The organism is Nocardioides sp. PD653-B2 (assembly GCF_002117935.1).
Taxonomy (GTDB): Bacteria; Actinomycetota; Actinomycetes; order Propionibacteriales; family Nocardioidaceae; genus Nocardioides.
Map to the genome: position 1 here is coordinate 1 of NZ_BDJE01000028.1, position 13019 is coordinate 13019.

Below are 13019 nucleotides of genomic sequence, written 5' to 3' on the forward strand. Positions count from 1 at the left end.
GTGGACGTTGAACCGCCAGAAGTCGATGAGCTCGCACGCCGCGTCGATCTCGGCCTGGTGGGCCGTCTTCGACTGACCCAACATCGTCGCCGCGTTGATCCGCTGCCGCCACGGACCGGCCAACAGGTCCGCGGCCTTCAGCAGCACCGCCGCCCGGTCGTCGAAGTCGAGGCCACGCCAACCAGGCGCCGCGTCGGCGGCGGCCCGGACAGCAGCCTTCGCGTCGGCCTGCGTGGAGTTCTTCAGCACCCCGAGCACGTGCTGGTGATCATGCGGCTGCACGACCTTGATCTCGGCGCCGCCGCCGGCCTTCCTGCGGCCACCGATGTGGGCCTTGAGGTCGCGGGGCTTCCTCTCCAGCCTCTCGATCTCCGCCAGCAGAGCCTCCCGCTCGGGCGTACCCGGCGCATAGGTCAAGTTCGGCTCGTTGACCGGAGCCGGGGGTGTCGTCACTGCGTCCATGGGGTGCTCCTCTGGTCGTGGTCGATGAGATGACGCAGGCTCGCCGGTCAGCGCCGCGACATCGCCCGCAGGAAGAACGCGACGTTGGCGGGCCGCTCGGCCAACCGGCGCATGAAGTAGCCGTACCAGTCGGCGCCGAAGGGCACGTACACCCGCATCTGCTGACCCGCGGCGACAGCCCGCTCCTGCAGGTCCGTCCGGATGCCGTAGAGCATCTGCAGCTCCCAGCCCTCCGGCGTCCGGCCGCACTCGCGCGCAGCGGCGGCCGCGCGAGCGATCATGCGGGGGTCGTGGGTGGCGATCATCGGGTAGCACCCGGACCGCATGAGGGCGTCGATGTCCGCGAGGTAGGCGCGGTCCACCTCCGACTTGCGCTGGTGGGCCACCGACGCCGGCTCCCGGTAGGCGCCCTTGACCAGCCGGATCCGCGCACCCGACGTCGACAGCGCCGCGATGTCGCCGGGCGTTCGCTCGAGACTGGACTGCAGCACGTTGCCGATCTGCGGGAACTCGCCACGCAGCGCGGCGCCGGTCGCCAACGTCGCGTCCACGGTGGTGTGGTCCTCCATGTCGAGCGTGACCGTGCACCCGACCGCCGCCGCGGCAGTGCAGATCTGGCGGGCGTGCACCGTGGCGAGGTCGGCGCCGGAGCCGGGCAGCGCCTGCCCCAACGCGGAGAGCTTCACCGAGACGTCGGAGCCGTCCGCCGAGCCGGCCTCGTGCAGCGCGAAGAGCAGGTTCAGGTAGGCGTCACGCGTCGCACGTGCGCCGGCGACGTCGGCGACGTCCTCGCCGAGAACGTCGATCGTGACCGACCGTCCGCCGTCTCGGAGCTGCTGCGCCGCGGCGACGGCGTCGGGGACGTGCTCTCCCGCCACGAAGCGGTCGACCACGCGCCGGGTCACGGGAAGCCCTTCCACGGCGCGCCGCGCGCGAGCGCTGCGCGAGGCGCGGTTCAACGTCGAGCTGAGCACGGCGCTCCTTGCAGGCCAGGGGATTCCACGGCTCGGAGCCCCGGCCGCGGTCGCGCCGGCGTCACCCGCCGGCGAAGCCCACGCTAGAGAAGCGCTCCCGCCCGCGGGATGGGTCGATGTCACAGCTATCCGGCCCACCAGTGCGACAATTGTCTAGTGACGACGTTGGAGGAGCTCGTCGAGGACATGGCACTGCTCCTCGAGGCGCCGTGCACGCTGGAGGACGCCGAGTTCCGGCTGATCGGCTTCTCCGACCAGCGCGGTCGTGCCGCCGTCGACACGGTTCGCCAACGCTCGATCCTCGAGCGCGGCTCCAGCGCCGAGGTCCGCGACTGGTTCCACGGGCACGGCATCCGCGAGGCGGCCGGGCCGGTCCGGACTCCCACCGACGACGCCCGCGGCATCGTCGGGCGACTGTGCGTGCCGGCGCGTCACCGCGGACGTGTCTACGGCTACTTCTGGCTGCTGGACCCCGACAACACGATCGACGAGCGGCTGTGGCCCGAAGCAGGCCGCATCGCCGAGGCCGCCGCCGAGCTGCTCGACCTGGTCGAACGCCGTCAGGAGCGCCGCGACGCACTGTTCCGTGAGCTGGTCGAGGGCGTCACGGCGGCACGGCTGTCCGCCACCGAGCTCGCCGCGGCCGGTGGGCTCGACGTCCACGAGCCGGTGAGGTGCGTGCTGGTCCAACGGCCGGAGCTCGCGGAGCAGGTCGCGAGCCGGCCGACTCGTCCCGGTGTCGTCTGGGCTCGCGCCGGTGCGGGCACGTGCGCCGCCGTGGTGCGCGCCTCGCTGCTCCCGGCAACCGCGGCCCTCCCGGACGTGCTCACCGCGTTGGGACTGAGCCGCCGGGTCGCGGACCTCGATCGCGCCACCCATGTCGCCGTCGGCCCCACTGTCCGCGGGTTCGACGAGCTGGCGTCCGCGCACACCGGTGCGCTGGTCGCGCTCCGCGTGGCGCGCGCCGGGGCCGGCGGCGCCGTCGTCGACTGGACGTCGCTGGGACCGCTGACCCTGCTCGCCGTGGCCCGCGACGGCGACCTGGCGTGGTCGCTGATACCGCCGTCCCTGGCTCGTTTCCTGCGCGAGGCCACGCCGGAGGTCCTCGAGACCGCACGGGTGTTCCTCGACGAGGCCGGCAGCGCCTCACGCACGGCCCAGCGTCTCGCGGTTCACCGCCAGACCGTCTACCACCGGCTGTCCCAGGTCGAGCGCCGCAGCGGATGCGACCTCTCCTCCGGTGAGGATCGGCTCCGACTGCACCTCGCGCTCAGGCTGGCCCCGTTCGTCCTCGACCCGGTGTGACCGGGGCGGTCGGCCCGCCGGTCAGCCGCCGGCGCGGAAGGCCTCGCCCCATCCTCGCGAACGGCCGGCCGGCGAGCGCAGCTGCGGCACGCCCCACGGGTTGTCGTCCCGCAGCGGTTCGGGAAGCAGCACCTGCGGCACGTCCTGGTAGGCGACGGCCCGCAGGAACCGACCGATGGCGGCGCTCCCGACCGAGGTGCCGGCGTCGTTCGTCGTCGCCGGCCACGGTCCCCCGTGCTGGGTCGCATGGCTCACTGCAACCCCCGTCGGCCACCCTCCGAACACCAGGCGGCCGGTGCTTCGCGCCGCCCAGTCGACGAGTGCACGCAGCGCCTCCGTGTCCTCGTCGTCGGCTGCATGGACCGTGCTGGTCAGGTTGCCCTGGAACAGGTCGGCCGCCGCGGGAGCCAGCTCCGCCTCGTCGTCGTACTCCACGATGACGGAGAGCGGACCGAACGCCTCGTCGAGCAGGGTCTCGCGATGCTCCCTGAGCGTCGTGAGGTCGGTCGCCACCACGGTCGGCGTCGCCCACCCCTGCCCGTCCTCGTCCACGCGTACGGCACCCGCGGCGAGCGGATCCACCCCCGGCGTGCCGAGGATGGCGTCCCTGCGCGCGGCGTAGCCCGCGGTGATGCCGGGGTTCAGGAGGCGCTGCTCGCCCACGGCGCCGGCGGCCTCGGCGGCGCCGGCGGCGATGTCGCTCCCGCGCGGCACGAAGAGGAACCCCGGCTTGGTGCAGAGCTGACCGGCGGACCCGGACACGCTCGTGGCGAAGCCCTGCGCGATGGACCCACTCCGCTGGGCCGCTGCCCTCGTCGTGACGAAGGCGGGGTTGACACTGCCCAGCTCACCGTAGAAGGGAATCGGCGTGGGCCGGCCCATCGCGAGGTCGGCCAGCATGCGGCCGGCCCGGATCGACCCGGTGAAGCTGGCTGCCCGGATGCGTGGGTCGAGCAGCATCGCCACCCCCTCCTCCTGCCCGACGAGCAGCTGGAGCGTCGCGTCGGGAGCACCGCTCTCGGCGAGAGCGGCGCGGACGACCTCTGCGGTCTGTCGCGACAGCTCCGGGTGTCCCGGATGGGCCTTGACGATGACGGGGCATCCCGCGGCCAGCGCCGAGACGGTGTCGCCACCGATGACCGAGAACGCGAAGGGGAAGTTGCTGGCGGCGAAGTTGAGGACCGGCCCGAGCGGCACGTGGTAGCGGCGCAGGTCCGGGCGGCTGCCGAGGACGAAGTCGTCGTCCGCCTCGTCGATCCGGACGTCGAGGTAGGAACCCTCGACCACGACGTCGGCGAAGAGACGGATCTGAACGACGGTGCGGTTCAGCTCACCCGTGAGTCGCGCCTCGGACAAGCCGGTCTCGGACATCGCGGTGGCGACCAGCGCCGGGCCTGACGTCGCCACGGCGTCCGCCACCGCCGACAGCGCGGCGGCGCGCTGTCGCGGTGGCGTGGCCGACCAGCCGGGGAACGCCTCCGCCGCGGCCCGCGCGATCCGCTCCACCGTCGCTGCCGGCTCGCGGCCCGTCCCCGCCTCGGACCCGTCCACTCAGGCCACCGACGCCGAGCCGCGCGCGGCGATCGCGGCGAGGGCCCGCTCGGTCTCGCGTCGCACCGCGGCCTCCTGCGCAGCGCTCAGCGGGCCGCGCGGCGGCCGGCTGGCGCCGCCGTAGCTCTCCCCCGCCACGTCGATGCTGAGCTTGATCGCCTGCACGAACTCGGTGCGGGAGTCCCACCGGAAGACAGCGACGACCTGCTGGTAGAGCTCTCGCGCCTCCGCGATCTTCCCCTCCTGCACGAGGTTGTAGAGCTCGACCGCCTCGCGCGGGAAGGCGTTCGGGTAGCCGGCGAACCAGCCCTTCGCGCCCACGACCAGCGACTCGAAGAGCAGGTCGTCCGCACCGGCGATCACGTCGATGTCGCACAGCTCCTGGATCTCCAGGACCCGGCGGACGTCGCCCGAGAACTCCTTGATGGCGACGACCTCGGGGATCTCGGCGAGCCGGGCCACCAGCGACGGGACGAGGTCGACCTTCGTGTCGATCGGGTTGTTGTAGGCCATGATCGGCAGGCCCACCTCGGCGACCTTGCTGAAGTGCTCGACGATCTCCTCGTCGTTCGCGCGGTAGACGATCGGCGGGAGCAGCAGCACCCCGTCCGCGCCGTCCTCCTGGGCGAGCTCGGCCCACTTCTGCGCCTGGTGCCAGCCGACCCCGTGCGCACCGGCGATGACGAGGCCGCGGCCTGCGACCGCCTCCACGGCGACCTGGATGACCCTGCGGCGTTCCTCGGGCGTGAGCGAGGAGTACTCGCCCAGGGAGCCGTTCGGCCCCACGCCCCGCACGCCGTTGCGGATCAGCCAGTCACAGTGCTCGGCGAACCGGTCGTAGTCGACGGCGAGGCCGCCAGGAGCGGAGGCGTCCTCCTTGAACGCCAGCGTCGTTGCGACGACAACGCCGCCGAGGTCGAAGTTGGTAGTCATCGGTCTCTCATTCTGTTTCGTTCGGGGTCGGGGACTGGCTGGGTGAAGCGGTGGGTGGCTCAGGGTCCCGGCGGGCGGCCAGGTCTCCGAGCCGGATCGGCACGGCGATCGGGCGCTGGTCGGCGACGACCTCGTCCCGGAGCCTTCCGCCGGCCACGCGGCCGGCGAGGATCTCTTCGACCGAGCGACCGCACATCCGGCCCTGGCAGATGCCGAGTGCGGCGCGGCTCGAGAGCTTGAGGGAGCGCAGGGACGTCGTGCTCGTGGCGTCCGCGGCCCCGCACAGCCGACCGAACGAGACCTCCTCGCATCGGCAGACGATGGTGTGGGAGTCCAGCCAGCCGGTCCAGCCGGGACGGATCCCGTGCGCGGCCTCGAGTCGTGCCGCGAACGCCCGGTACGCCGCACGTCGCCGCCGGCCGTCGCGCACCGCCTTGTCGTCGGGCGGCCCGCCGGCGGCCGCCCACCCGGCGATGCTGCCCTCGGCCATGGCCAGGTCGACTCCACCGATTCCGGTGATCTCCCCCGCGGCATACAGTCCGACGACGTTCGTCTGCTGGTCCGGCCCCGTCATGACGAACCGATCCGGGGTCAGCGCGCACCCGGCGGCGATGGCCAGCTCCAGCCGCGGCGTGAAGCCGTGGCTCACGCACACGGCGTCCACCTCGACGGTTCGCTCGGTGCCCGCGATCGGAGTCCAGGCGGCGTCGACGGCCGCGGTCGTCACCGACGTGACGCGATCGGTGCCGTGAGCCGCGACCACGGCTCGCCCGGTCCGGTAGGGGATCGCGTGCCGCACGTGGTTCGCGACGTACCCGGCGAGCTCGCGCGCCTTGGCGTGCGTCGACGCGAGCTGCCACGGCCGCGGCGCCCAGCCCTTGACCAGCGTCGACAGGCGGTTCGCCTCGAGGACGCCGACGACCGTGGCGCCGGTCTGGGTGAGCGACGCAGCGACGGGGAGCAGGAACGGACCGGCTCCGGCGACCAGCACGCGGCGGCCCACCGCGATCCGCTCGCCCTTGGCGAGCGCCTGCGCGGCACCTCCGGTGAAGACACCCGGGAGGTCCCACCCGGGGAACGGCAGCGTCCGGTCGTGCGCCCCCGTCGCGAAGACGACCGCGTCCGGGCGCAGCGCGAGACGCTGCCGCCCGCCGGCGTCCGGAGGACCCACCAGCACGTGCACGACGGCCGGGACGCCGGTGTCGCGCTCGATGGCCCACACCTGGGCGGAGGTCACGATCCGCACGTGCGGGTCGGACTCCAGCCGCCGACGCAGCGCCGTGAAGGTGTCCCACCCGTGGTGGAGGAGCCTCTCGCGCTCTGCCGGGCGGGAGTCCGGGAGGTGACGCCAGTACTGGCCGCCGAGCACGTCGGACGAGTCGAGGAGCGTCACCTCGCCGCCTGCTTCGCGCGCGGCGGCAGCCGCCGCGAGCCCAGCCGGTCCGGCCCCGATGACGAGGACGTCAGCCATCGATGCTCCCCTCGACGGGCGTCGGAAGAGGGTCGTGCTGCTGGACGACGACGTCGCCGTGGACCGCACGTCGCAGGCACGCCCGGACGTCCGGCTCGTCGTTCACCGTGACCAGGCAGTCGAAGCAGACGCCGATGCCACAGAAGACACCACGCGGCCGGCTCCCGGCCGACGTGACCCGCCAGTCGAGTCGACCGGTCGCCAAGATGATGCCGGCGATGCTCTGACCCTGCACCCCGGTGAGCCGTTCACCGTCGACGGAGATCGCGACGGGCTCGCCATCACGCCGGCGGATCGGGTCCTCCGCAGCCGAGCGGAGGTACGCGCTCATCGGACACCCCCGACGGACGCGAGCGCGGGACGGCCCGGCAGGTACGGCGCTGCGGCGACGGCGGGCGACTCGCGCCTGATCAGCGCGCCCAGGATCTCTGCGGTGGCGGGCGCGAGACCGATGCCGGCCCCCTCGTGCCCGTTGGCGTGCCAGAGCCCGGGGACCATCGCGTCCGGCCCGATGAGGGGCAGGTGGTCCGGCGTGAACGGGCGGAACCCGCCGTAGACCCGCATGACCGAGGCCATGCGCAGGAACGGGAAGAGCTGGGTGGCCTTGAGCGCGAGCTCCTCGAGCACGTTGACGCGCAGGCGGTCGTCGAACCCGATCATCTGCCGCGAGGAGCCGATGAGGACCGTGCCGGACGCGGTGCTCTCGATGACGCTGGACGTCTGCAGCTCCGAGCCGTTGGACCCGACAGCGCCGACGTAGTCCGCGTCGTAGACCTTGCGGAAGATCCGATGCCGCATCCTCGTCGTCACCAACACCATGCCGCGGCGTGGCACCACCGGGATCGTCGCGCCGAGCGACGACGCGACCCGCGCAGACCACGGCCCGGCCGCGACGACCACGTGCGGCGCTCGGATCGTGCCCGCCGTCGACTGGACACCGGTCAGCTCGCCGGACTCGGTGAGCACGGGCCCGGTGACCTCGGTGTGCGGGAGGATCCGGGCACCCGCACGCCGGGCCGACGCCAGCAGCGCCTCGGCGGCGATGACCGGCTGCACCTGTCCGTCCTCGGGGTAGTGCACGGCGGCTACGGCGGACGGGGTGAGCTCGGGCTCGAGGCGGAGCGCTTCGGAGGCAGTGAGCACCCGGACCCGAGCACCCGCCTGGCGCTGGCTCTCCGCCAGCTCGAGCAGGGGGCCGGCACCTCGCTCCTCCGTCGCGACCACCAGGCCGCCCTTCTCCTCGAACTCCAGCGACGGGAAGCCCGGACCGAGCTCGTCGGCCAGCTCCACGCTCAGCTCACGCCACAGCCGCGCCGAGTACTGGGCGATGTCCAGCTCGGCCCCGGGCCGCTTGTCGGAGACGAGCAGGTTCCCTTCGCCGTGCGCGGTCGTACCTCCGGCCGCGGCGCCGCGGTCGACGACGGTGACGCTGAGCCCCGCCCGGGCCAACGTGCGTGCGCACGCAGACCCGACGATGCCCGCGCCGACCACGACGACATCGCAGTCCACTCAGCTTCCCCAAGCCTGGGCGAACACCCGGAGGAAGTTCTCGCCGAGGATGCCGTCCGTCTCCTCGTTCGAGAAGCCGACGCCCCCCAGCGCGGTCCGCAGGCCAGGGACGTCCGCGTGGCTCCCGAGCCCGGCCGGCCAGGTCCACGGGGGGCGGGGGTAGTACCGCTCGTCGTAGCCGTAGAAGTCGTAGTCGGAGGCGTCCTCGTCGGAGAAGTCCAGGCCCATGCCGACGTGCTCGGCCCCGATCAGCTCCGCGAGGTACGCGGCGTGCTCGGCGAGCCTCTCGACGCTCGGGGAGTCGTCGTCGACGAACGCCGGGAAGGCACAGAGCCCGACGACGCCGCCGGACCCGGCGACAGCGCGTGCCAGGTCGTCGCTGAGGTTGCGGGGGTGGTCGCACAGCGCCTTCGCGTTGCTGTGGCTGGCGATCACCGGCGAGGTCGAGACCTCGATGATCTCGAGGCTGGACGACTCCCCCGTGTGCGAGACGTCCGGGATCATCGTGAGCTCGTTGAGCCGACGTACCGCCTTGCGCCCGGCCTCGCTGAGGCCGGCGTTCGCGGGCTCGAGGCATCCGTCGGCGAGATAGTTGCGGTAGTTGTAGGTCAGCTGCGCGACCTTGACTCCCGCGGCGGCGTAGAGCTCGAGCCGGTCGAGCTCACCGCCGACCGCGTGCAGCCCCTGCACATGGAGCACGATCGCGAGCTCGCCGGCGGCCTGCGCTGCGACGATGTCGGAGACCGATCGCGCCAGCCGCGCGCCGGCCGGCGGCCGGTCCTCGAAGGAGCGCCACGCGCCCAGGGTCGAGGTGACGCCGGCCAGGTCCTCGATCGACGCGACCGTCGGCAGGAGCACGCCGACGCCGCCGGCGGACAACGCCGGCAGCAGGGCGTCGAGGTGCCCCGGGTGCTGGACCAGCGGCACGGCCGCGTCGAGCACCAGGGGTGCGCGCCCGACGCTGCTCGGCAGCAGCTCGCTCACGACGCGGAGGCCGAACGCAGCCGCTGCGTGGCCGCCTCGTCGACGACGAAGGTCGCCGGGTCGATCACGACGCCGTAGTCGATGGCCGCGCGCTCGACACTGACGAACCCGAGCTGCACGTCGGTGGCGACGGCAGCCACGTCACGCGTGAACGGGTCTCCCCATCCACCGCCGCCGCCGGTGACGTTCGCCATGCCCTCGTCCGCCGCGAAGTGCGTGTAGCTCTGGCCGACCTCGACGGCGCGGTCGGTCCCGGGATAGAGGACCACCGTGTTGTTCATGCCGTCGTGACCCTCGCCGATGCCCCACGGCTTCGTCTTGGTCTTGTAGTTGATGACGATCGCCGAGGACGGCGCGAGGAAACGGTAGGTGCGCTCGATGCCGACACCGCCCCGGTACTTCCCCGGCCCGCCGGAGTCCGTGCGGTAGCGGTAGTTCTCGATGATCAGCGGCGCCTTGGTCTCCAGGATCTCGATCGGGTTGTTCCGGCAGCCCGGCTCCGAGAGGTGCATGATGCCGTCCGATCCGTCGCCCTCCGAGTGGGCACCGAACCCCACACCGTCGTTCGTGGCCTCGAGCCAGGAGACACCCGTCTCCGGGTCCACCCCGAGCGCCATGATCGAGCAGACGTCGCCTCCCGAGCAGGCCGGGATCAGGTCCGGCATGCCCTGAGCGAGCGCCTTGTCGATGACCTCCGGGGCGAGGATCGCCGGCCAGATCGTGAAGGTCGGCATCGGCTCCACCGCGTGCATCAGCGACCCGGGGGTCGTCAGCACCTCGACCGGGCGGAAGTTGCCGGAGTTCACCGGCGTGCCGGGAGTCGTGAGCGCCTTGAAGGCCATCATCGTCGTGGCGACCGTGAGACCGCGCGGCAGGTTGATGGGCCCCTTGGCCGGCTTGGAGGTCTCCCGCCAGTCGACGATCATCTTCTCGTCCGTGACCGTGACCGTCACGTCCATACGGACCATCTCGTCCTTGACGACGCCGTCGGTGTCGACGAAGTCGTGCGCGGACCAGGTGCCCTTGGGCAGCTTCGCCAATGCGGCCTTCGCCAGGCGCTCGCCGTGGTCGTTGATATCGCGCATCGCCTCCTTGAGGACGTCGACGCCGTGCTTGGCCACGATCTCCTGGACCCGGCGCTCACCGGTCTGACAGGCCGACACCTGCGCCTGGATGTCACCGATGGTCCGCTCCGGCATCCGGCTGTTGAACCGGATGACGTTGAAGATGTCGTCGTTGATCACGCCCCGGTCGTAGAGCTTCACCGACGGGAAGAAGATGCCTTCCTGCGACATGTCCGTGGAGTCGAGCACGTAGCCCGCGTCCTTCTGCTTCAGGTCGAGCAGGTGCACCCGGCACGTCGACCACGCGACGAGCTCGTCCTCCACGAAGATCGGAGCGAGCACGAGGGCGTCCAGGGTGTGCGCCGAGGACCAGTACGGGTAGTTCAGGAAGTACACGTCTCCCGGGTGCAGGTTGTCCTGGCCCAGGAACTTCACCGTGTTGCGGATGCCCACGTCGTTCGCCCCGGTGAACATCGCGATGCCCGGCGTGTCCGCGACGACGTCGCCGGCTGCGTCGTGCAGGCCGATCCCGTAGTCGTGGATCTCGTAGACGACGGTGTTGTACGCCGTCCGACAGAGGTTGCGCGCCATCTCATCGGCCGATGCCAGGAGGCTGTGGCGGATGACCTCGACGGTGATGGAATCAACCATGGTTCGGCTCCTCTGCAAGCGTGATGACGATCTCTCCGACACGGCCGACCTCGGCCGTGTCGCCGGTGTGCATGACCGTCGTCGAGGTGTGCTCGACGATGATCGCCGGACCTTCGATGCGGTCGCCGAAGCGGAAGTCGCTCCGGTCGTAGACCTGGTACGGGATCCGGGTGCCGTCGGGCTGCACGACCCCGCGGCTGGCGATCGGAGCCAGCTCGTCGCCATCGCGCTCGGCCACCTCCGGCAGCCGAGGCCGCTCCACGACGCCGATGGCGCGGGACCGTAGCGTGACGATCTCGATCGGGTCCGACATCGCATGGCCGTAGTGGCGCTCGTGGATCTCGCTGAACTCCTGGCGCAGGCGCTCGACGTCGTCGTCGGCCGACAGCCCCGCGACGGGGACCGAGACCGCGTGCTCCTGACCGAGGTAGCGGACGTCGATGAACCGCTGGAACGTGCGGTCGTCCGACCCGAAGCCCTCGGTCTCCAGGGCGGCCGCACCCTCCTCCTCCATCTCGCGGAACATCGCCTCGAGGTGCTCGAGGTCGATGCCGTCCAGCGGAGACACCTGGGTGCGGGAGTAGTCGTGCTGGACGTCGGCCATCAGCATGCCGAGCGCCGAGAAGGCGCCCGGTCCGGGAGGGACGATCACCCGGGGGATGGAGAGCTCGTGCGCGACGTCGATCGCGACGAGGCCACCTCCGCCGCCGTAGGTCAGCAGGGCGAAGTCGTTCGGCTTGTGCCCGATGTCCACGGTGATGGACCGGACCGCGCCGACGATCTTGGTCGTGGCGATCCGCAGGACACCCCGGGCCACGGTGTCGATGGACATGCCGAGCGCCTCCGCGCTCGGAGCGAGCGCCCCTTCGGCGAGGTCCCGCCTCAGCTCGAGGCTGCCGGCGAGCGCGGTCTCCGTGCCCAGGTAGCCCACCACGAGAGCCGCGTCGGTGAACGTCGCCTCCGTACCACCCCAGTCGTACGCCGCCGGGCCGGGCGAGGACCCGGCGCTCTGCGGCCCCACCTGGAGGTGGCCGCCCTCGTCGATCCAGACCAGCGAGCCACCGCCGGCGCCGATCGTGTGGATGTACAGCGACGGGATGGTGAGCGGCAGGCCCTCGAACGAGGCCTCGTGCCTGAGGACGGACTCGCCGTCGACGATCAGCGAGGCATCCAGGCTCGTGCCACCCATGTCGATGGTGATGAGATTGCCCTCACCGGTGGTCCTCGCGAACGATGTCGCCCCGATGACGCCTCCGGCGGGGCCGGAGAGGATCAGGTTCACCGGAGCCTCACGGGCACTCTCGACCGTCATCGCCCCGCCGCCGGAGCGGATCATGAAGAAGTGGCCACCGAAGCCGTTCTCGGCCAACGCGTTCTTGAGGCGGCCGAGATAGCGCCGAACCACCGGCTTGATGTAGGCGTCGAAGACCGCCGTGCTGGTCCGCTCGTACTCGCGGTACTCGCGGGACAGCTCGTGGGACAGCGTCACGTCCATCTCCGGAACGACCTCGGCGAGCACGTCGCGCATCCGCAGCTCGTGGTCGGGGTTGGTGTAGGCGTGGAGGAAGCACACGGCCACCGACTCGAACCCCGCCTCCTTCAGCCGCTCGGCCACCGCTCGGGCGGCGGCATCGTCGAACGGGCGGAGCACCCGCCCCTGGTAGTTCATCCGTTCGGGGACCTCGAAGATCGCGTCTCGGCGCACCAGACTCTCGGGCGTCTTGTAGCGGAAGTCGTAGGACACCGGCCGGTCGGTGCGACCCAGGAGGTACACGTCGCGGAAGCCGTCGGTGGTGACGATCGCCGTCCTGGCGCCGTTGCGGGTCAGCAGCGCGTTCAGGCCCAGCGTCGTGCCGTGGGTGAAGTAGCCGGCCCGCTCCATGTCGACTCCCGACCGGACGAACGCGTTGATCACGCCCTGGCTGGCGTCGGCCGGGGTGGTCGGCACCTTGTCGAACCGGAGCGCTCCGTCGGCCGAGTCGAGCGTCACGACATCGGTGAAGGTGCCTCCGACATCGACGGCGACACGGACCGATGAGGACGACGATCGAGGCATGGGTGTTGTTCTCCTTCGCGAGTGGTCGACGTCGACATGATGACGTTGCGGTCATTATG

The 13019-nt window shown here is 71.6% G+C and carries 11 protein-coding genes; 1 reads left to right on the forward strand and 10 read right to left on the reverse strand.

The window, feature by feature from the left end; translation table 11 throughout:
• The coding region (locus PD653B2_RS12460; protein ID WP_123061238.1) for an aldehyde dehydrogenase family protein at positions 1 to 462 on the reverse strand (462 nt) is incomplete at its 3' end.
• Positions 463 to 509: 47 nt separating this feature from the next.
• Positions 510 to 1367 (reverse strand): proline dehydrogenase family protein, encoded by an 858-nt coding sequence (locus PD653B2_RS12465; protein ID WP_242665263.1) that lies wholly within the window; start codon positions 1365 to 1367, stop codon positions 510 to 512.
• A 225-nt stretch (positions 1368 to 1592) separates the two neighbouring features.
• Between PD653B2_RS12465 and PD653B2_RS12470 the strand changes: the two genes are divergently transcribed.
• Positions 1593 to 2741 (forward strand): PucR family transcriptional regulator, encoded by a 1149-nt coding sequence (locus PD653B2_RS12470; RefSeq protein WP_133058876.1) that lies wholly within the window; start codon positions 1593 to 1595, stop codon positions 2739 to 2741.
• A 21-nt stretch (positions 2742 to 2762) separates the two neighbouring features.
• On the opposite strand, the gene PD653B2_RS12475 is transcribed toward PD653B2_RS12470, so the two are convergent.
• From PD653B2_RS12475 to PD653B2_RS12510, 8 genes are read right to left on the reverse strand one after another with little or no spacing between them, the layout of a single operon-like run.
• Positions 2763 to 4292 (reverse strand): aldehyde dehydrogenase (NADP(+)), encoded by a 1530-nt coding sequence (locus tag PD653B2_RS12475; RefSeq protein WP_085872713.1) that lies wholly within the window; start codon positions 4290 to 4292, stop codon positions 2763 to 2765.
• On the reverse strand, positions 4293 to 5225 hold the full coding sequence (locus PD653B2_RS12480; protein ID WP_085872714.1) for a dihydrodipicolinate synthase family protein: 933 nt from the start codon (positions 5223 to 5225) through the stop codon (positions 4293 to 4295).
• A gap of 7 nt (positions 5226 to 5232) precedes the next feature.
• On the reverse strand, positions 5233 to 6696 hold the full coding sequence (locus tag PD653B2_RS12485) for an NAD(P)/FAD-dependent oxidoreductase (RefSeq protein ID WP_085872715.1): 1464 nt from the start codon (positions 6694 to 6696) through the stop codon (positions 5233 to 5235).
• Positions 6689 to 7027, reverse strand: a complete 339-nt coding sequence (locus PD653B2_RS12490; protein ID WP_085872716.1) for a (2Fe-2S)-binding protein — start codon at positions 7025 to 7027, stop codon at positions 6689 to 6691. The genes PD653B2_RS12485 and PD653B2_RS12490 overlap by 8 nt, the downstream gene beginning before the upstream one ends.
• Positions 7024 to 8205 (reverse strand): NAD(P)/FAD-dependent oxidoreductase, encoded by a 1182-nt coding sequence (locus PD653B2_RS12495; protein WP_085872717.1) that lies wholly within the window; start codon positions 8203 to 8205, stop codon positions 7024 to 7026. The genes PD653B2_RS12490 and PD653B2_RS12495 overlap by 4 nt, the downstream gene beginning before the upstream one ends.
• A complete protein-coding gene (locus tag PD653B2_RS12500; protein WP_085872718.1) occupies positions 8206 to 9189 on the reverse strand; it encodes a dipeptidase in 984 nt (327 codons plus the stop codon). It lies immediately after the preceding gene.
• Entirely contained in the window at positions 9186 to 10904 is a 1719-nt protein-coding gene (locus PD653B2_RS12505) for a hydantoinase B/oxoprolinase family protein (RefSeq protein WP_085872719.1), read from the reverse strand. Before PD653B2_RS12505 ends, PD653B2_RS12500 begins: the two co-directional genes overlap by 4 nt.
• The gene (locus PD653B2_RS12510) at positions 10897 to 12960 is read right to left on the reverse strand and encodes a hydantoinase/oxoprolinase family protein (protein ID WP_085872720.1); all 2064 of its coding nucleotides are present in this window, start codon (positions 12958 to 12960) and stop codon (positions 10897 to 10899) included. Before PD653B2_RS12510 ends, PD653B2_RS12505 begins: the two co-directional genes overlap by 8 nt.
• Positions 12961 to 13019 lie beyond the last annotated feature (59 nt).